This window comes from Pirellulales bacterium, from assembly GCA_019636335.1.
Taxonomy (GTDB): domain Bacteria; phylum Planctomycetota; class Planctomycetia; order Pirellulales; family JAEUIK01; genus JAHBXR01.
Map to the genome: position 1 here is coordinate 97,978 of JAHBXR010000013.1, position 18,648 is coordinate 116,625.

The window sequence follows — 18,648 nt, forward strand, 5'->3', positions numbered from 1 at the left end:
ACCGTGCTTCGACGCGGCGAATCGATCGATCGTCAGGTATGTGGTATCGGACCTGCTTCAGTCGTATTTCAACAGGCTGAAGACATCGTATTTGGCGATGCGTTGGCGGCCTGCGAGGCCATCGAGCTCGATCACGAAGGCGCAGCCGGCGACGTTCGCGCCTGCCTTCTCGACGAGTCGGCAGCAGGCGTCGATCGTGCCCCCCGTGGCAAGCAGATCGTCGACGAGCAACACGTTCTGGCCGGACGTGACACCATCTTGGTGAATCTCGAGCGTGTCGGTGCCGTACTCGAGCTCGTAGTGGAAGGCATGAGTCTGGAAGGGGAGCTTGCCGGGCTTGCGCACGGGGACGAAGCCGACGCCCAGCTCGAGTGCCAGCGGCGCGGCGAAGATGAAGCCGCGGGCCTCGGCGGCCGAGACGGCGTCGATCTTGCGATCGGCGTAATGTTCGGCCAGTCGCGCGATCGTCTCGCGAAAGGCGCTGGGCGAGGCGAGCAGCGGGGTGATGTCGCGAAAGAGAATGCCCGGCTTGGGGAAGTCGGGAATGCTGCGAACGAACCGCTTGAGATCGATGGCCGTGCTCGGCATGCAAGAACCCTCCGTGCGTCCTTGAAGTGGTGGTGCGTCAGTAACAGGTGTGGTCGGTGCTGCGGGGATCATCGATCGTGGCGCCGCTGTGCAGGCAGCCTGCGATGGCGCGGTCGCGCCAGGGGCGCGCGGCATCCCAGATCTCGGGGGAGGGAGCAACGTCGCTCACCAGCACCGCGGGTTCGTGCGGGACGAGACGCCCCGTGACGAGCCCATCGGGGCGGACGAAGAAGCTGGGCCAGAGCGAGTACCGCGTCGAGCTGTTCGAGGCGCTCATCCACATGTAGTTGGTCGCCGCATGGCACATCATGGTGGCGGGCACCACGTCGCGCCACAGGTTGCGTCGCTCGAAGGTCTCGCGATCGCGCCGCGCGTTGTGAAACGACTGAAACAAGACTTCCACGCCCTGGCGTTTCAGATCGCGATACAACTCGGGAAAGCGGTAATCGTAGCAAATCAACGTCGAACAGAGGAACCCGTCCACCTCGAACACGACGGCGCGGTCGCCGGGCGTGTAGTGTGCCAGATCGCGCGAGTAGGGCTCCTGCTCCGGTTCTCCCTGCTGCGGAGCGGTGCCGGTGCAAAAACGTTTGTCGTAGCGATCGACGATGCGTCCCTCGTCCGAGATGACATAGACCGAGTTGTGGGGCCGGTTCCCCGCGCTCAGGCGATGGGTCGAGCCGAGCAGCACCCAGATGCGATGCCGACCGGCGGCCTCGCAGATGGCGTGGGTAGCGTCGTGCAAGGCCTGCCAGTCGAGCTGCGCGAGGTCGTCGAACTCGGAGCTGACGTAGCCGGAAAGGGCCGTCTCGCAGAAGTGGACGACGCGCGCGCCGCGCGCCGCCGCCTCGGCGATTTGCGCCAGAATGAACCGCCGGTTGTGCTCGATCTCCGCCTCGACCGAGAACTGGCAGGTGGCCACACGGAGACGCGGCTGTTTCATAGCACCTTCACGGTCGGCGGTTCGACAAAATCAGCAGACAGGGCGGCCACCTGCTCGGGCGTCATTTCGCCACGCTGCAGCCAGACGCGATAGCGCACCACGAGCGGATGTTCTTCCGTGACGTCGTATTCGAAGTAAGAGCCGAAACGGCCGTAGTCGCGCTCGCTGAAGCGGGCCTCTTTCGGATTCGTCGGCTGGTCGAGGATGCAGGCCGTGTAGCGCTCGTCTCCCAGCACGAACGACAGGGCATTCCAGGGCAGATTCACGTGGTCGCGCTGGTCGGGCCAGTTGCGCGTCTCGCCCGGCTTTCCCTGGCCATCGGGACGGACGTAGTAGGTCTGGCTCTTGGTCGTCTCGGCCACCTCGTTGTCGGCGCGAAAGTGAAAGCCGGCGTGCTGCGGATCGCCATCGAGCTTGACGGGCCCGAGCACCGGTGCGAGGCGCGACGTGAAATCGATCAACGTGCCACCGGGGACGGCATAGGCGGTCAGCTCGCGCTGCTCGCGGGCGAAGACCTCCCCCCGCTCACCGTGCCAGTCGATCTTCAGATCGTGGCGGCCGAGCACGGGGCCCGTGGCCGCTTGTTCGACGCCCTCGTGCGATTGATGGGCGTCTCCCTTGGCGTGCCACACGTCGGCGTGCTTGCCATCGCCGTAGGTGACCTTGTTGAAACCGTAGAACAGTCCGCGATGGTGCGTGTACAGCCCGCCCGGTCCCTTGGTGACAATGCGCGATCCGTCGGCCGGATCGAACACGTGGTGAAAGATCTTGTAGGTCTGCTCACGCGTTTGGGGGGACGAATTGTCGAGCGGCCGATACATGTAGCGCAGGACGGGGCGAGTTCCGAGTTGTAGCTCATTCGATTCGCTCGGCCGGTCGTGCCAGGCGAACTGCGCGGCCTGCTTCGTTGCCGCGTCGTTCTCAGGGGAGATCGTGGCGCTAAAGGTTGCCGTCTTGCCCTGGGCCAACTCGGGCAGCACGAACCACAGCTCGCGCAGCACTTGGCCCTCCTGGACCTCGGGCCCGCTGTCGGCGCGGATCGGGCTCGGCTCGACTAACTGTCCCGGTAGCGTCTTGCCGTCCGGACCGGTGACCGTGACCGACAGCTTGTTCACGTCGGCCAGGTCGAGCGGGAGGACCACCGGCACGCGAATCGGCACGTGGTGGCGAGCGTGCGAACCGGCCTCGACCGTGAAGGAGATTTTCGTATCGGCGGCGCTCGCACAAGGGAAGGTGAGCAACACGCAGGCAGTGAACAGAATCGCTCGACTCATGGAATAACGGGCTCCGCACGGAACGTGACATCATCATGGCGCTGCGACACGATCATATCGCATCGCATGCCATCGTCAGCATAACTGCTCGCGCGCACGCTCTCAACGCAGGAGGTGATTCTAAAGCGCCGTCGGTTGAATTGAGGGGGGAGCGCGCTCGCGACGCGCGACCTTCACGTTGTTCGAAAGTCGCTGTGTGGCTGAACTTCGTTGAAACGCGCGGGGCACCCGCTACAATCGCCAGCGTTTAAGTCAGGCCTGCGCAGCCGCTGAATCCAGAAGTGTACCCGCGGGGTACCCACATTACTGCCGAGCAAATTCTGCTCGGCGCATCGCGAGGGGTTCGCTGGCCGCGCGAGAATCGACAGGCACCCAATGTACCAGGCACCTCTGGGAGGGTCGTATTCGTATGACGGATCAACATAAACACCAGCGACCGCCGTCGGGCTTTAATCGGCGCGCGTTCTTGAAAGGCTCGGGGGCGGCGGCCACGGCGTTGGCCGGCGGGACCGGTCTCGTGCAAGCCGAAGAGGCCACGACGAAGATCGTCGGCCCGGACCTCAAGCCGATCACGCTCAACGTGAATGGCAAGGATCACAAGGTCCAGGCCGAGCCGCGGACGACCCTGCTCGAGGTCTTGCGCCTGCAATTGGATCTGACCGGCGCGAAACCGGTCTGCACGCACGGCTCCTCCGGCGCGAGCACGGTGTGGGTCGAAGGCAAACCGGTCGAGGCCGCCACGACGCTGGCGCTCGACTGCGTGGGCAAGAAGATCCGCACCGTCGAAAGTCTCGGCGGCGACAAGATCGATCCGGTGCCGACCGCTTTCGTCCACCACGATGCCATGCAGTGCGGCTTCTGCACGCCGGGCTTCGTCGTCGCGGTGCGAGCCTTCCTCGACAAGAACCCCCAGGCGAGCGAAGCGGAGATTCGCGCGGGGCTCAACGGCAATCTCTGCCGCTGCGGCACCTATGCCAACGTGATCCAAGCCGCGCTCGAAGTGGTGCAAGGAGGAAAGAATGGCTAAAGAATATAACTGGCCGAAGTTTGGCACGGCCGCACTCCTCGGCACCGATCAGGACCGCATCGACGGCATCCCCAAGGCCACGGGCACGGCCAAGTATTCGTACGACATCAACTACCCGAACATGCTCATCGCCCGCGTGCTCGGTTCTCCGCACGCGCACTGCAAGCTCACCGCGATCGACCTGAGCGCGGCGAAGCAGGTGCCGGGGGTGGTGAGCGTCGTGGCGATGAAAGAGCCGGGCAACGAGATCCGCTGGCAGGGGGATTTGATCGCCTGCGTCGCCGCGGAATCCGAAGGCGCCTGTGCCGAAGGGCTGGCCGCGATTCAAGCGCAGTACGAGATGCTGGACGTCTTCGTGATGGACGATCAGCTCGAGGCCGCCGAGGCCGCTAAACGAACGAGCAAAGGGGGAGACAATACTCAGCTCGAAAACGAAGCGGGCGAGGACGAGGACGAAGACGAATTCGCCGAGAAGGAGCTGCAGCGCCTCTTCGACGAATCGGCCGCGGTGGTCGAGGGCTACTACGGCATCGACGCCATTACGCACATGTGCCTCGAACCGCACGGCTCGACCTGCAAGTGGGACGACAAGAAGCTCACGGCGAACCTGTCGACGCAGAACGTCTCGGGCACGGCCGGTCAGTTCGCCAGCCCGCTCGGCATTACGGCCGGCGACGTGACGGTTCACTGCGACTTCATCGGCGGTGGTTTCGGCAGCAAGTTCGCCGCCGATCCCTGGGGCGTGCTGTGCGCACAACTCGCGAAGGACACCGGACGTCCGGTCCGGTTGATGCTCGATCGCGATATCGAGTTGAAGACCGCCGGTGCTCGCCCCTCGGCCTTCATGAAGGTGAGAGCGGGGGCGGACAAGAATGGCGTGGTCAAGGTGTGGGACTCGCACCACTGGGGCACCGGCGGCCCCGCCGGCGGCGCGGTCAGCCAAGGGGTGATTCCCTACGTCTTCGATCCGCCGAATCGTCGCCGCAAGGCGACCAACATCAGCACGAACACCGGCCCGAGCCGCGCCTGGCGTGCGCCGAATCACCCGCAGGCCTGCGCCATTTCGCAGACGGTCTACGATGATATCGCGGCCAAGCTGGGGCTCGACAGCTACGACGTGTTCCTGGCGAATCTGCCCAGCGTCTCGAACGGCAAGGCCGAGGTCTACGCCGATCAGATGAAGGTGGCCGCCAAGTTGATGGACTGGAAGGCCAAGTGGCATCCCCACGGCAAGGGCCAGGCCGACGGCGACGTCGTGACCGGCCTGGGGATGGGCATTCACACCTGGGGTGGAGGTGGCCATCCGTCGAACTGCCTCATCAAAATCCACCCCGACGGCGGCGTCGAAACCTCGCTCGGCAGCCAGGACCTGGGGACCGGTACCCGCACCGCGATCGGCATGGTCGTGGCCGAAACGTTCGGCCTGCCCCTCTCGGCGGTGAAGGTGAACATCGGCAGCTCGGCCTATCCGGCCAGTGGTCCCTCGGGGGGGAGCACCACGATCGGCGGCGTCTCGGAGTCGAATCGCCGCGGCGCACAGGACGCTCTCCGCACGCTGAACGAGTTGGTAGGCAAGAAGCTGGGCGTCGAGCCGAATACGCTCATTGCCAGCGGTGGTCGCATCTTCGTCGAAGGGAACCCCGACAAGGGGCTCTCTTGGAAAGAGGCGTGCAGCCTGCTCGGCATGCAGCCGCTCGAGCAGAAGGGAAGCTTCGTGCCGGGGGGCGCGTCCCCCCTGTCGAGCAGCGGCGTGGCCGGCGTGCAGATGGCCGAAGTGGCCGTCGATCGCGCCACGGGCGTCGTGCGGATGAAAAAATTCGTCGCCGTGCAGGACATGGGTCTGATCGTCAATCGCCAGACGGCCGCCAGTCAGATTTACGGCGCGGCCATCATGGGTATCGCGTTCGCCCTTTACGAGCAACGCATCATGGATCCGCAGTCGGGATCGTTCCTGAACGCCGAGCTGACGGATTACAAGCTGCCGCGGCTGGGCGACATCGGCGAGATCGTCGTCGAGATGTACGAGCCCGAGAGCGAGTACAACCGCGGCGTGATCGGGCTGGGTGAACCGCCGGTCATCGCGCCGGGGGCCGCGATTTCGAACGCGGTGGCCAATGCCCTGGGGATCCGCGTGCCGGTGCTCCCCCTGACGCCCGAGCGAGTCTTGAACGCGATCGAGAAAGGAAGGAACGCCTGATGAAAGCCTTCGAATATGCGGCGCCGCGCGAAGAACACGAGGTGGTGGGCCTTCTCTCGGCCGAGTGGGGGCACACCGAGATTCTCGCCGGCGGAACGGACCTGGTCGGACTGATGCAAAAGATGATCGTCACGCCCGAGCGCGTGGTGAACATCAAGGAAGTGGCGTCGATGCGGGGCTTGGAGGCCGATTCGCTCGGCGTGACGATCGGGGCGCTTGCGAACCTCGACGACCTGCTGGCCAGCCCCGAGCTCGACGACTACATGGCCGTCAAACAGGCCATTTCCGGCATGAACAGCATGCAGCTTCAGGCGCAGGCCACGCTGGGTGGAGAACTGTGTACGCGACCGCGCTGCTGGTATTTCCGCAACGGGCATGGCCTGCTGGCCGAGCGTGGCCGCTTGATCGAGCAGGGGGACCATCGGCACCACGCCATCTTCGGCAATGCCGGTCCGGCCAAGTTCGTCTCGGCGTCGCGGATCGCGCCGGCGCTCATCGCGCTCGATGCTCGTCTGCGGATTATCGGCCCGGGACACGAGGACGAAACGCTGCTGCCGCTCGAGTTCTTCTACCGCACGCCGCGCGGCGAGCACGAGCGCGAGCACACGCTGGCCCCCAACCAGTTGATTACCCACATTCTGCTCCCCCCGGCCGATGGCGTGTCGAGCGCCACGTACGAGGTGCGTCAGAGCGTGGGCCCCGAGACGCCTTATGCCTCGGCGGCGGCTGCCTTGTGGATCGAAGGGGGAGTGGTGCGCGACGCACGCCTCGTGCTGGGCCAGGTTGCTCCCACACCGTGGGTGGCGACCGAAGCCGCACGCTCGCTCGTGGGGCAGATCGTGGGACGGGAAACGGCTCGCTGGGCCGCCGACGTGGCCGTCCAAGCGGCGACGCCCCTGCCGGGCAATCGCCACAAGGTTCAGATGGCGCGTGCCTCGGTCGAACGAGCGATTCTGCTTGCCGCCGGGCTCCCCATCGGGGGTTTCTAATGGAAGTGAATTCACTCCCATCGGCGTGCCAGAATCAAATGATGTCAAGCTGCCTTCGAGCGGAGGTTTTTTAATGTCAGACAACCCGTTAGAGATCGTGGGGCAGGGAGCTTGCGCGAACCTGCTCTCGAAGGGCATGTACGTGTCCGGCATGATCGACCCGAGCGAGGTCGACAAGAGCGACGGCTACTGCTGGTGCAACCAGACACAAAACATGTACGGTCCCGACGATCAGTACGTCGACCGCACGGCATGCACGGCCGGACGACAGTGTTACGTGGCAAGGGTCTGAGTGCGCTGTAGGTCAGATACGCCGTACCTGACAGCGTTCGATGTCGCCACTCGATCGATTGTCAGGTACGGCATACCTGACTTACGCGCGCTCAGTCGAGATTTACCGACTCGAGCACGTCCTCGCGCTGGGCCAGCAACTGCGAGGCATCGAAGCCGCGCGGCGCGGGAATGCCCTTGTGCGGGATCATCGGCAGCGTTCCTTCGAGCGTCTGCGAGAGCTTGCTGAGGGCTTCGGTCTCGATCTGCCGCACGCGTTCGCGGGTCAGGCCGAGCGTCTCGCCGATCTCCTTGAGCGTGTGGGGCTCGAAGTCTTCCAGGCCGAAACGCATCCGCAGGACGGTCGCCTCGCGGGGGTCCATCGTCTCGAGCAGACGCTGGACCTGCGCCATCGAGTCGTTATCGACCAACTCGTCCTCGGGATTCTTGAGGTGCTCGTCCATGACCATCTCGCCCAGCGACCAGCCCGCTTCCGACTGATCGGTCTGCGGGGTCGAGTTGTAGATGCGGATGGCCTTCTTAATGATGGGGAGCTTCTTGCGCGGCAGCCCCAGCACGCGGGCCACCTCCTCGGGCGTGGGGCTGCGGCCCAGCTCCTCGGTCAACCGCGCGCTCGCGCGACGCCACTTCGACAGCAGCTCGACCATGTAGGCCGGAATGCGGATCGTCTTGGCCGTGTTGATCAACGCACGCTTGATCGACTGCTTGATCCAGTAGCTGGCATAGGTGCTGAAGCGCGTGCCCATCGCCGGGTCAAAGCCTTCGACCGCTCGGAGCAGGCCCAGGTTGCCCTCTTCGATCAGGTCTTGCAGGCTGAGACCCTTGCCCGTGTAGCCGCGAGCAATGTTCACGACGAGCCGCAGGTTCGCCCGGACCATGCGATCGCGCGCCTGCGTGTCTCCCTGGCCGATGGCGATCGCCAGTTCTTGCTCATCGGCGGCAGTCAGCAGGGCGGTCTCGTTGATCTCGCGCAGGTACGTCTCGAGCGGAGACTGTACGGCGGCGGTAGCAGTACGGCGGGGCTTTTTCATCGGGCTCGTCGGGGGCACAACAGGTGGGCGTGATGGACACACCCAACATCGTCGGCGGCGACGAGTTTTCTGCACAGTTCCGGCGAGTTGACACCGTGGGGCGAATCTACGCGAGGTACGGGCGATGCCGAAAAAAACGGCCCCGCCGGTCGCAACCGGCGGGGCCGTGAATAATCGTTCGAATCGCGCCCGCGGGCGCGGTCCTACCAATCGTACCAGCGCCCTACTGACCCGCTTCCGGCTCGGTATTGCGCGGCTTGATGAGCGGGCCCGTACTGTCGCCGATGCCGCCCTTGAGCTCGATGGCCGGACCGGACGAGGACGAGCCGCTCGAGGAGGCAGGCGCCTCGGATTGCGATTGCGCCTCGGCCTCTTCGGCCCATTCGACGCGTTTGCGCGAGAGGCCGATCTTCCGCTCGTCGGAATCGACGCGCAGGATCTTCACCTCGATCTCCTCGCCCACCTTGACCACCTCCTCGGGGCTCTCGACCTTGTGGTCGGCCAGCTCCGAAATGTGGAGCAGACCTTCCAGGCCGTTCTCGAGTCCCACGAAGACGCCGAAGTTCGTCAGCTTGGTGACCGTGCCCTTGACGATCTGACCCGGCTGATACTTCGAAGGGATGTCGGTCGCCCAGGGATCCTCGTGCAGTTGCTTGAGGCCCAGCGCGATGCGGCGCCGTCCCTGATCGACCGAGAGCACCTTGCACTCGATCTCCATCCCCTTCTCGACCAGTTCGCTGGGATGGCTGATCTTGCGGGTCCACGACATGTCGCTCACGTGCAACAGGCCGTCGATCCCCTCTTCGATCTCGATGAAGGCGCCGTAGTTCGTCAGGTTGCGCACCACGCCCTTGACCATCGTGCCGGGGGGGTAGCGGTCGGCCACCTTGTCCCAGGGATTCTCCTGGGTCTGCTTCATACCCAGCGAGATCTCCTGCTTTTCCTTGTTGATGCCGAGCACGACGACGTCGATCGCATCGTCGATCTGCACCAGCTCGCTCGGGTGATTGATACGCTTGGTCCACGACATCTCGCTGATGTGGACCAGGCCCTCGATCCCCTCTTCGAGCTTGACGAAGGCGCCGTAGCTCATCACGTTCACGACCGTGCCGTGGACGATGCTGCCGACGGGGTACTTCGCCTCGATGTTCTCCCACGGGCTCGGCGTGCGCTGCTTGAGACCCAGGGCGATCTTTTCTTTCTCGCGGTCGATGTGCAGAATCTGCACCTCGATCTCCTGATCGATCGACACCATTTCCGACGGGTGGCCGATGCGGCCCCAGCTCATGTCGGTGATGTGCAGCAGACCGTCGATGCCCCCCAGGTCGACGAACGCACCGAACTCGGCGATGTTCTTCACCGTGCCCTTGCGCAACTGGCCGATCTCGAGATTCGACAGCAGGGCCGACTTCTTCTCGGCACGTTCGGTCTCGATCAGCGAACGGCGGCTCACCACGATGTTGCGGCGCGACTCGTCGATCTTCAGCACCAGGCACTGGATCGTGCGGCCGATGTAATCGCCAATATCGTGCGGACGGCGGATATCGACCTGACTCGCCGGCAGGAAGACGTTCACGCCAATGTCGACCAGCAAACCACCCTTGATCTTGCGCGTGACGTTGCCGGTGACCACGTCTCCCTCGTGTACCGACTCCATCACCTTCAGCCAGGCGTCGTGCTTCTCGGCCTTGCGCTTCGACAGCGCGATCATGCCGCCGTCGCCGGGCATGCCGCCGTGCGGATCTTCGACATCCTCGACCAGCACGCGGAACTGCTGGCCGACGACGGGGGGCTCGTCTTCCTCGCCCCACTCGCTGAGCGGAATGGTACCCTCGCTCTTGTAACCCACGTCGACGAGGACGTTGTCTCCTTCGATGCGAATGACGCGCGCCTCGACGATCTGATTCAGGGAAACGTCACCACCCCCCCAATCGATCGAATCGGGATCGGTGCCGGCCAACGCCACTGACAATTCCGATTCCCACTCGTCCTCGCTGATATCCAAACCGCGAATAAGATTTCGATTTACCATGTGTCCGACGAACGATGACCGCAGGAGGCCGTTCCGGGGGGAGCGGCGGGATGGGCCGGGCTCGTGCCGCGACCACGCTACAGACACCGCCAGTTAAGAAGTTCCCGTCGCCCGATCCGGCCTCTCATCGAGAGACTCCTCAGAACAGCGATGAACCCTGGAATATAGCAACCTGCTGCGCCGTCTACAATTGCAGCGGGTTTGGCGAATTTCGCGGTTCGCCTGCCCCCTAACCACTGACCCCTGACCCCGCTTGAACGGCGTAAGCTACTCTAGGCTAGGGAGATTCCACGGCGTTTGCTACTATCCGCACCCCGTTTGGCGGGCGGGCTGTGCGGCCCACGCCGAGATTGGGCTTCGCGTCGCCGGGCAAGGCGTGGAATCCTATCGGAGCGCGGCGGCCGAATTCTCCGGATCCATCCACGAGCGGCCCTGCGGGAGATACACGCCCATGTGCGGAATCGTTGGCTATATCGGACCTCGTGAGGCGGCGGAGTTTCTCGTCGCAGGGCTGCGCCGCCTCGAATATCGCGGCTACGACAGCGCCGGCATCGCCACCATGACTGCCGACGGGGCGCTCCACGTCGTGAAGCAAGCCGGACGCATCGAGGGGCTCGCCTCCCTCGTCGCCGAAGAGACCACGCCCGGTCAGATCGGCATCGGTCATACGCGCTGGGCCACGCACGGCCCCGCAAACGACGTCAACGCCCACCCGCACCTGGGGGGCGCGGCGGGGGTCGTCGCCATCTGCCACAACGGCGTCATCGAGAACTACGCCGCCATCAAGCAACGTCTCGAACGGGCCGGCTGCGTCTTCCAGTCGGCCACCGACAGCGAAGTCATCGCCCACCTGATCGCTCAAGCGCTCGAGCAGACGCAGGCCGAAACCGACTCCCAGTCGCGCGATCCCCACGCGCCGCTGGTCGCGGCCGTCGAGGCGGCCCTCGCGCAACTGCACGGCACCTACGGACTGGCGATTCTTTTCCGTGACCATCCCGACGTGATCATCGCGGCCCGGCTGGGCAGCCCCCTCGTCGTCGGCGTCGGCCCCGGCGCCCACATGATCGCCAGCGATGCCTCGCCGCTGGTCGGCTTTGCCGACAAGATCGTCTACCTGGCCGATCATCAACTGGCGGTGATTACCGCGAGCTCCCTTACCGTCTCGCATCGCGATCACGGCCAGGTCGAGCCGCGGCTGCACGTATTGGATCTCGACCCGACCGACGTCGAGCTCGGCGCCTTCCCGCACTACATGCTCAAGGAGATCTTCGAGCAGCCCGAGACCGTGCGTAACACGATGCGGGGCCGTCTTTCGTCCGATCAGGCGACGGCGGTCTTCGGCGGGTTGAATCTCACGCCGGCGCAGTTGCGCAACGTGGACCGCATCGTGCTCACCGGTTGCGGCACGAGCTGGCATGCCGGCCTGGTGGGCGAGTACCTGATCGAAGAGTTCGCCCGCATTCCGGTCGAGGTCGAATACGGCAGCGAGCTGCGCTACCGCAACCCTCCGCTGGACAAGAACACGCTCCTCTTCGCCATCACGCAAAGTGGCGAAACGGCCGATACGCTGGCCGCGCTGCGCGAGGTGAAGCGCAAAGGCCACCCGACGCTGGCCATCTGCAACGTCGTGGGCAGCACGATTGCCCAAGAGGCCGACGGCGGCGTCTACTTGCACGCCGGCCCGGAGATTGGCGTCGCCTCGACCAAGGCCTTCACGTCGCAGTGTGTCGCCCTGGCGATGCTGGCCCTCTACTTCGGCCGCCTGCGTCACCTGAGCTATGGCGCGGGACGCAAGATCATCGACCGTCTCGAGGAACTGCCCGACCGCATCCAGCAGGCGCTCGAGACGAACGACGCGGTGCGCGACATCGCCGCCAAGTACCACCACGCGTCGAACTTCTTGTACCTGGGCCGGCAGTACAACTTCCCGGCGGCGCTCGAGGGAGCGCTCAAGCTGAAGGAAATCAGCTACATCCACGCCGAGGGTTATCCCGCCGCCGAGATGAAGCACGGCCCCATCGCGCTGGTCGACGAAAACACCCCCAGCGTGTTCCTCATTCCGCACGGGCTGGTCTACGACAAGGTGATGTCGAACCTGGAAGAGATCAAAGCCCGTGGCGGCCCGATCATCGCCATCGTCAGCGAAGGGGACCGCCGCGTCGCGCAACTGGCGGACGAGGTGATTCATGTCCCCCCGGTCGAAGATTTCCTGCAGCCGATCATTACCTCGATCCCGCTGCAGTTGCTCGCCTATCACATTGCGGTACTGCGCGGCTGCGACGTCGACAAGCCACGCAATCTGGCCAAGAGCGTGACGGTCGAGTAGACAGGTACACCGTACCTGACAGCGTTCGCCGCCTCAGCGCGTCACGATCAGGATCAGCACGGGCACGATCACCAGCAACGCCACGAGCATGGCGAGGATGAACAAGCGATTCTGCTTGCTGGCGACAGAGCTCTTGCCCAGGGCGGCCCGGGTCGCGGGAGTGACCGTCAACTCGCGTTCGTGAAACGACTCGGGAAAGACGGCCGCGGGAGCTTCCGCCCGCGCGGCGGTGCGGCCGTCGAACACCGTTTCGGCCCGCTGCCACTCGCTCCACCCTTCGCGCCAGACGTATGCCTCGGCAGGCACGCGTTCTTCGACCAACCATTGGCGCATCAAGGGTCCATCGGCCGGGCCGAACTGCTCACCGGTCGGAAGCTTCATGTGCCACTCGGCCCCTGGCGCCTCGGCGATGGCGGCGGGCAGATCCAGCGAAACGCCGAGCAGTTGTTCGACATCCAGGGCGGCCAGCGCCGCCGACGAGCCGTGCTTCGCCGGAGGGCGATGTCGCGTTCCTCTCGAAGGACGCGGCGTGCTAGTGGCCACCGTGCGTGCTTCCGGCGGCAGCTCGGGCAGACGTTCGCCAGGAATATCGAAACGCGCCCCGCAATGCGGACAAATGCCGCGTCGCCCCGCCAGGAACGATTTCAAATGGAGCTTGTGACCATTCGGGCAGTTGAGGCGAATGCCCATGCGTCTTCCCTGCCGGTTCGGGCACGGCAAGCAGTGGCGGAAGTGTCTGAGGGGGAGTCGTTCCGGAAAACTCCACCAAGTCGAACCGCACGAACGCGGTCGATTATACGAAGTCGTGCCGGTCGCAAAAGCTTTTCTGCCGCAGCGCGCGGTGGACGCGGCGGTTTCCTACTGGGAGCATCGCCTGGGCTTCGAGCGCGCTGGACCCTCTTTCGCGGCCCCGGTAGAATGAGCCGTACGTCAAACTCCGGTCCATGCTGGACCGTTCCGCCAATAATTGTTCGAGAGAGGGAGAAGCACGATGGTCCGCGTTGCCGCCCTGTGTCTCTGCGTGCTCGCCATGTTTGCCGTCCTCGTATCGCCGGCGCCGGCCGTCGAATTGTCGGGCCTGTCGGGCGACTACCTGGAAACCCGCACCTGCGACATCTACACGGGCCCCTGCTTTGCCAATGCCCAGGTCGGTCTGACCGGTGAAGACGCGATCATGGCCTGGAGCGTCGACCGCGGCGAAATCGCCGGCATCGATCTGGCCGGTCTCAAGGTGGTCGCCGTGGTTCATGCGGCCGATACGCTGGGCTTCGGCGGCGGACTCGAGATTCGCCCCGACCCGATTCGCTCGGTGATTCTCGTCGATAGCCAGGCCTCGTCCGAGCAGCGCGAAGCACTGGTCGACTTTGTAAAGACCCAGGCCGGCCGCGTGCTGGGCGAGGTGGTTCGCATCGAGTCGGTCGACATCGCCATGACCGCCGATCACAACGAGATGGTGGGTACCTTGCAGGCGGGCAAGCTCGCCGAGCTGACCACGCGCAAGATGGGACAGGGAGACTGCGTCTGCACGAACGAGACGGTCTTCTACCCGCCCCTCGCCGACGTGCAGAACTTCGAGCCCGCCTACACCGTGAGTGGTGGCTTTGCCGGCCGTGGCCTGGGGACCAAGTGGACCAACCCGCGGACTCGCAGCTCGTTTCTGGCCACGTTCGGCTACTAGCGGAAACGATTGACCCTAAAAACGGGCTTCCCTTGCGCTGGGTTTTGCGAGCCGCCCGACAGGGCGATCGACGGCCGGCGCCCTTTTGCCACCCGCCGCGCCTGGGGCGTATACTGGCATGGGACTTTGGCGGTCCGCCCCCGTGGAACGGCCGCGTCGACTGGGCCGAAATCGCCCGGCGCAAGCGACGTTCGCACTTCGTGGCTCGCCGCCGGCTGCCGCGCTGAGCCCGCCGATTCCCACCCGATTTCGCAACCCTGACCACGACGGGTCGGGTAGTCCCTGCCAGCGACGGCGTACGATCGCCGACGCGCGGTACGACGCCGCCGACCCCCGAACCCGAACATCCCGCGCGCTCGCCCCGTGCCTGACGAGCGCCGCAACTTTCGCGTCGTGCGACGCCCAGCGAACCGAGAGGACTCACCCGATGCCAGCGCTCTGCCGACTTTGTCTCTTGCCCCTCTTGTTGCTTGCGATGGCGGATGCCGCCCGCGCCGTCGACTACAAAGTGGCGTCGCTCGACGAACCGGCTCCGGAGGAATTCAGCGCCGCGATTCGCGACGGGCTGAACCCGGCCGGGCTGCGTGTCTCGCGCGGTTCGAACAAGTTCTGCGATATCTGGCTCGCCAAGGAGTGGAACGCCAAGGCCGACTTCACGCCCAGCCTGTCGATGCTCTATCCCTTTAGCGTGGGCGAGTTCATCGGCGTGATTCGCTATCACAAGAAGGGGGGCGACTTCCGCGATCAGGAAGTTCCGGCCGGCCTCTATACATTGCGTTTCGCGCTGCAGCCCGAGGATGGCAATCACGTGGGGACGTCCGAAACGCGCGATTTCATGCTGCTGTTGCCCGTGGCCGATGACACCGACCCCGCCACGATGGCCGAGGACGTGCTGTGGACCACCAGCGCCGCGTCGGTAGGCACGTCGCACCCGGCCATGCTGAGCCTGATCAATGCCGGCAATGTCGAAGGAGAATTGCCCGGCCTGCATCATAATGAAGAGGCCGATCGCTGGAGCCTGCGCTTTGCCGGGCAGGCGAAGCGGGGAGACGCGGTCGAACCGCTCGTCGTCCAAATGATCGTCGTCGGTCACGCAAGCGAATGAACAGGGCACAAGGCGCTGGATAGGTCAGGTACGGCGTACCTGACAAGGATCGCCGTGCCGACTCGGCCCATGAAAAGCGGCGCAGGGGGTCTGCCTGTGCCGGGGTTAATCATCGACTCATGAAGCGCGTGGTCGTGCTAGCAACGCTCTGTTTAGGCCTCGTGGCGGCCCCGTGGGCTACCGCGAGCCTGCTGGCGGACGATGCGCCTTCTGCTTCCGACACCGAGCCGAGCGCGAAGTTCAAGACCGTCACGCTCCGCGGCCAGATCGTGTGGCTGGCCGAGGCGCTCGAGCGTCGCTTCGGCATCGCCACCGATGAAGACGCCGCGCATGCGGCCGTCGCGCTCGAGACGACCGACGGCGAGCTAGTGCCTTTGGCCAAGGATGTGCGTGGCCGGGGCTTTCATCTCGATCCGCGCCTGCGCGGTCTCGACCTGGAACTGCTCGTGCGCCGCTACGACGGTTCGCCCGTCGTGCAGGTGATTCGCGTCTACACGCGGAGGCCCGACGGGCGATACGAACTCGATTACTGGTGCGACATCTGCTCGATCCCCATGTACGAGCTCAAGCCGTGCGAATGCTGTCAGGGGGAATCACGACTGCGCGAGCGCAAGGTCGATGCCGCCGGCAACGTGTTGGATGGCGAATAAGCGCTCCATACGGCGCGGGTCGTGCGGTCCGTGGCGGTTGTGCGGAGATTCTCGCTGCAATTGCTTGTCCGGCCGGCTGGATCAAGCTATATCTGCCTGTAGTCTCGTCGGCGACAAGGCTCGGAAGTCTTGTCGCGCCGTTCTGTCGCAGTCGCTCGTCGACGTCTCGCGCTGCTTCGCCTCGCACAGGAAAACGTTGGTATGCGCCACGATGATCGTGAAGGTCCCATCGAGATTGCGCTCGTCGGCGACCTGACCGACAACGAAGGGGATCTCACCGACAAGTTGCTCGACGTGCCGCTGGGGGGCGAATGCACGCTCTACTTCGACTCGCCCGGTGGCAGCCCTTACTGCGCCATCTCGCTGATGTCGCTGATTCGGCTGCGCGGCCTGCGCGCGACGGGCATCGTCACGGGCGAATGCTCGTCGGCCGCCCTGTGGCCCTTTGCCGCCTGCGTGCGACGCGTCGTCACCCCCTATAGCGTGCTGCTCTTCCACCCCATGAAGTGGCAGAGCGAAGAGCACGTGGGGCTGGCCGAGGCCGCCGAATGGGCACGCCACTTCGGCAATCTCGAAACCGACATGGACCGCCTGCTGGCCGTGTTGTTCGGCATCTCGTACGACGAAGTGAGTCGCTGGATCAGTCCGGGCCGCTACGTCAGCGGTCGCGAGCTGGCCGAGGCCGGCCTGGCCGAAATGATCGAGCTCGAGAACCTGGCTTCCTTCGGCCAGAACGGGCTCTACGGCCGCAAGCGAGAAAAAGCCAAGCCGCGCTCGGTCTAGTGCTCCTTGTCAAAGCCAGAAGTTCGGGAACCTACAACCTAACCCGAAGCGTGAGCGAGGGAACTCCTGCAAAGAACGTCGAGCAAAGTGCTTCCTCGCTGACGCTTCGGGTTATGATGCCGCGAAAATCGCAACTTCCAAACGGACGCTTCGCGCTTGTGATATAGGTTGCCGAACTTCTGACTTTGACAAACCTCCAGCCGTTAGGCCGATGAGCAACTCCGGTCGCACGAACGCTCGTCGTCTCGACGTCTTCGGCGATAGCATGCTGGGCAAGCTCCCCGCCTCGAGCCGCAAACGTCGCAAACGGCAGGCGAGCAAACGCCGTCGGGCTCGGCTCCGGAGCGAGGGCCTGCACGAGTCGGAAAGCCCGCCTGCCGCCGCCGATTGATCTTCCCGCCCCCTGCGGTGCTGCGATAGCATCCCCGCATGAAGTCGAGCTGGATGCTTCTCGCTTTGCTGGTTGCCGCGTTCGTGGCCTCGGGCTGTGGGCCCAGCCCCGCGCGCGAGCGCTTGCACACTCCCAAGGAGCCCTTTGCGGAGTTGCCCGGCCTGCGCGCGTCGGAACACCCCGAGTTGCGCCGCGAGCTGGCTCGGTTGTTGGACGAACATGCCACGCCTCTACTGGTGCAACGCGCGGCGGTTCCCATGGAACAGAACGCCGCGGCGCCGTTGACGGGGCTCTTCTCGCTCGATGATCTCGACTATCTCGAGCGACGCTCCGCGGCGATCGCTGCCCTGGGGGGGCTGCCCCTGGCCGGCGAGGCCCTCGAGCAGGGCGCGAGCATGCTGGCCGGGCACGAACATCAACTCGACGTCACGCGCCGCGCGCTCGATCGCCCACGCTGCGACCTGGGTATCGATCCGGCGCGTGGCGCCTTGGCCGATCTCTCGTTGGTGCGCACCGCGCGACTCGCCGCGCGGTGGGAGGCCTTCGCCGCGTCGCGCGCGCTGGCCAAACGCGATCTCTCCGGGGCGATCGAATCGCTCGTGCGCAGCCTGCGCTGGGCCGAGCATCTCGCGCACGAGCGGCACGTCGTGTCGCGCATCGAGGGCGCCTACGCTCGCATCGAAGCCCTGTCGATCGTGGCCCATCTGGTCGAACAGCCCGGCGTCACTCAGGACGATCAGGCCTATCTGGCCCATTTGATTGCTTATCAACTCGACCGCTGGCCGGCCGATGCCGAGGCCTGGATCGGCGACCGCGCGCAGGGCATGTACACCTACGAGATGGCGCGGCAACGCAAGATCCTTCGACTGCTGACGCCGGAAGAAATCGCTCAGTTCGAAGCCGAGGGACTCGCCGGCCGCTTCCGGCGATTCATTCCCAGCGAGCTCGATGCCGACGAGTGGTTCTACCTGGCGGCGATGCGCCGCTTGATCGAGGCCTGCCGCCGGCCCTATTTCGAGCGCGACGAGGCCTTCGCCACGTTGCACGCCGAGCTCGCCGACCTGGAAGCGCAAGAGCGCTACCCGCTGATCGCCGCTCGGCTACTACTGGCCGACGTCGAACACGCGCAACGCGTGCAAGCCGAAGATCGCGCGACCTGCGAGGCTTACTGCATTGCTCTCTCGCTGGCCGCGGGGCACGCGCGCCCCCCCTATGCCACGAACCCGCTCACCGGCACGGCGTACGAAGTGACCGATGAGGTGAGCCGCGTTTCAGTGCGACCCGTGGGAGGAGTCTCGCCGGGGTCGAAGACGGCCATCGTGCCGCGCGCCACGTTACGCTAG

17 protein-coding genes are annotated in these 18,648 nt (G+C 65.0%); 11 read left to right on the forward strand and 6 right to left on the reverse strand.

Annotation, left to right across the window (positions count from 1 at the left end; translation table 11 throughout):
- Positions 1-57 precede the first annotated feature (57 nt).
- Genes KF708_14255 through KF708_14265 form a run of 3 tightly spaced genes read right to left on the reverse strand, consistent with a single transcriptional unit; the run spans position 58 to position 2,805 of the window.
- Positions 58-573: an adenine phosphoribosyltransferase gene (locus KF708_14255; protein MBX3413849.1), complete on the reverse strand. Its 516-nt coding sequence runs from the start codon at positions 571-573 to the stop codon at positions 58-60.
- A gap of 52 nt (positions 574-625) precedes the next feature.
- The gene (locus tag KF708_14260) at positions 626-1,531 is read right to left on the reverse strand and encodes a carbon-nitrogen hydrolase family protein (GenBank protein MBX3413850.1); all 906 of its coding nucleotides are present in this window, start codon (positions 1,529-1,531) and stop codon (positions 626-628) included.
- Entirely contained in the window at positions 1,528-2,805 is a 1,278-nt protein-coding gene (locus KF708_14265; protein ID MBX3413851.1) for a PmoA family protein, read from the reverse strand. The genes KF708_14260 and KF708_14265 overlap by 4 nt, the downstream gene beginning before the upstream one ends.
- A 409-nt stretch (positions 2,806-3,214) precedes the next feature.
- Here KF708_14265 and KF708_14270 point away from each other — a divergent pair, with 409 nt between their 5' ends.
- From KF708_14270 to KF708_14285, 4 genes are all read left to right on the forward strand, one after another.
- A complete protein-coding gene (locus KF708_14270) occupies positions 3,215-3,832 on the forward strand; it encodes a (2Fe-2S)-binding protein (GenBank protein MBX3413852.1) in 618 nt (205 codons plus the stop codon).
- Entirely contained in the window at positions 3,825-6,029 is a 2,205-nt protein-coding gene (locus KF708_14275) for a xanthine dehydrogenase family protein molybdopterin-binding subunit (GenBank protein MBX3413853.1), read from the forward strand. Before KF708_14270 ends, KF708_14275 begins: the two co-directional genes overlap by 8 nt.
- Positions 6,029-7,018, forward strand: coding sequence for an FAD binding domain-containing protein (locus KF708_14280; GenBank protein ID MBX3413854.1), 990 nt, complete (start codon positions 6,029-6,031; stop codon positions 7,016-7,018). Before KF708_14275 ends, KF708_14280 begins: the two co-directional genes overlap by 1 nt.
- A gap of 73 nt (positions 7,019-7,091) precedes the next feature.
- Complete coding sequence (locus tag KF708_14285) at positions 7,092-7,310, forward strand: hypothetical protein (protein ID MBX3413855.1); 219 nt, start codon at positions 7,092-7,094, stop codon at positions 7,308-7,310.
- A gap of 91 nt (positions 7,311-7,401) precedes the next feature.
- Here the strand turns inward: KF708_14285 and KF708_14290 are convergent, their stop codons facing one another.
- Together KF708_14290 and KF708_14295 are read right to left on the reverse strand one after the other, a co-directional pair.
- Positions 7,402-8,340, reverse strand: a complete 939-nt coding sequence (locus KF708_14290) for an RNA polymerase sigma factor RpoD/SigA (protein MBX3413856.1) — start codon at positions 8,338-8,340, stop codon at positions 7,402-7,404.
- Between the two features lie 223 nt (positions 8,341-8,563).
- Entirely contained in the window at positions 8,564-10,372 is a 1,809-nt protein-coding gene (locus tag KF708_14295; protein ID MBX3413857.1) for a 30S ribosomal protein S1, read from the reverse strand.
- Between the two features lie 451 nt (positions 10,373-10,823).
- Here KF708_14295 and glmS point away from each other — a divergent pair, with 451 nt between their 5' ends.
- Positions 10,824-12,698, forward strand: a complete 1,875-nt coding sequence (glmS, locus tag KF708_14300) for a glutamine--fructose-6-phosphate transaminase (isomerizing) (GenBank protein MBX3413858.1) — start codon at positions 10,824-10,826, stop codon at positions 12,696-12,698.
- A 33-nt stretch (positions 12,699-12,731) separates the two neighbouring features.
- On the opposite strand, the gene KF708_14305 is transcribed toward glmS, so the two are convergent.
- Positions 12,732-13,388 carry a DUF4339 domain-containing protein gene (locus tag KF708_14305; GenBank protein ID MBX3413859.1) on the reverse strand — a complete coding sequence of 219 codons (657 nt, stop codon included), beginning with the start codon at positions 13,386-13,388 and terminating at the stop codon, positions 12,732-12,734.
- A 301-nt stretch (positions 13,389-13,689) separates the two neighbouring features.
- Here KF708_14305 and KF708_14310 point away from each other — a divergent pair, with 301 nt between their 5' ends.
- The 6 genes from KF708_14310 (at position 13,690) to KF708_14335 (ending at position 18,648) form a co-directional block, all read left to right on the forward strand.
- Positions 13,690-14,376, forward strand: coding sequence for a DUF1326 domain-containing protein (locus KF708_14310; protein MBX3413860.1), 687 nt, complete (start codon positions 13,690-13,692; stop codon positions 14,374-14,376).
- A gap of 427 nt (positions 14,377-14,803) precedes the next feature.
- Positions 14,804-15,481: a hypothetical protein gene (locus tag KF708_14315; GenBank protein MBX3413861.1), complete on the forward strand. Its 678-nt coding sequence runs from the start codon at positions 14,804-14,806 to the stop codon at positions 15,479-15,481.
- 119 nt (positions 15,482-15,600) lie between these two features.
- Positions 15,601-16,131: a hypothetical protein gene (locus tag KF708_14320; protein MBX3413862.1), complete on the forward strand. Its 531-nt coding sequence runs from the start codon at positions 15,601-15,603 to the stop codon at positions 16,129-16,131.
- A 201-nt stretch (positions 16,132-16,332) separates the two neighbouring features.
- Positions 16,333-16,914, forward strand: coding sequence for a hypothetical protein (locus KF708_14325; GenBank protein MBX3413863.1), 582 nt, complete (start codon positions 16,333-16,335; stop codon positions 16,912-16,914).
- Positions 16,915-17,125: 211 nt separating this feature from the next.
- Positions 17,126-17,305, forward strand: a complete 180-nt coding sequence (locus KF708_14330; protein MBX3413864.1) for a hypothetical protein — start codon at positions 17,126-17,128, stop codon at positions 17,303-17,305.
- Positions 17,306-17,358: 53 nt separating this feature from the next.
- Positions 17,359-18,648, forward strand: a complete 1,290-nt coding sequence (locus tag KF708_14335) for a hypothetical protein (GenBank protein ID MBX3413865.1) — start codon at positions 17,359-17,361, stop codon at positions 18,646-18,648.

Excerpts from the sequence above, each read along its gene's own strand:
- KF708_14260 (MBX3413850.1), bottom strand. The coding sequence starts at position 1,531 with ATGAAACAGCCGCGTCTCCGTGTGGCCACCTGCCAGTTCTCGGTCGAG.
- KF708_14265 (MBX3413851.1), bottom strand. The coding sequence starts at position 2,805 with ATGAGTCGAGCGATTCTGTTCACTGCCTGCGTGTTGCTCACCTTCCCT.
- KF708_14270 (MBX3413852.1), top strand. The coding sequence starts at position 3,215 with ATGACGGATCAACATAAACACCAGCGACCGCCGTCGGGCTTTAATCGG.
- KF708_14275 (MBX3413853.1), top strand. The coding sequence starts at position 3,825 with ATGGCTAAAGAATATAACTGGCCGAAGTTTGGCACGGCCGCACTCCTC.
- KF708_14280 (MBX3413854.1), top strand. The coding sequence starts at position 6,029 with ATGAAAGCCTTCGAATATGCGGCGCCGCGCGAAGAACACGAGGTGGTG.
- KF708_14285 (MBX3413855.1), top strand. The coding sequence starts at position 7,092 with ATGTCAGACAACCCGTTAGAGATCGTGGGGCAGGGAGCTTGCGCGAAC.
- KF708_14290 (MBX3413856.1), bottom strand. The coding sequence starts at position 8,340 with ATGAAAAAGCCCCGCCGTACTGCTACCGCCGCCGTACAGTCTCCGCTC.
- KF708_14295 (MBX3413857.1), bottom strand. The coding sequence starts at position 10,372 with ATGGTAAATCGAAATCTTATTCGCGGTTTGGATATCAGCGAGGACGAG.
- glmS (MBX3413858.1), top strand. The coding sequence starts at position 10,824 with ATGTGCGGAATCGTTGGCTATATCGGACCTCGTGAGGCGGCGGAGTTT.
- KF708_14305 (MBX3413859.1), bottom strand. The coding sequence starts at position 13,388 with ATGGGCATTCGCCTCAACTGCCCGAATGGTCACAAGCTCCATTTGAAA.
- KF708_14310 (MBX3413860.1), top strand. The coding sequence starts at position 13,690 with ATGGTCCGCGTTGCCGCCCTGTGTCTCTGCGTGCTCGCCATGTTTGCC.
- KF708_14315 (MBX3413861.1), top strand. The coding sequence starts at position 14,804 with ATGCCAGCGCTCTGCCGACTTTGTCTCTTGCCCCTCTTGTTGCTTGCG.
- KF708_14320 (MBX3413862.1), top strand. The coding sequence starts at position 15,601 with ATGAAGCGCGTGGTCGTGCTAGCAACGCTCTGTTTAGGCCTCGTGGCG.
- KF708_14325 (MBX3413863.1), top strand. The coding sequence starts at position 16,333 with ATGCGCCACGATGATCGTGAAGGTCCCATCGAGATTGCGCTCGTCGGC.
- KF708_14330 (MBX3413864.1), top strand. The coding sequence starts at position 17,126 with ATGAGCAACTCCGGTCGCACGAACGCTCGTCGTCTCGACGTCTTCGGC.
- KF708_14335 (MBX3413865.1), top strand. The coding sequence starts at position 17,359 with ATGCTTCTCGCTTTGCTGGTTGCCGCGTTCGTGGCCTCGGGCTGTGGG.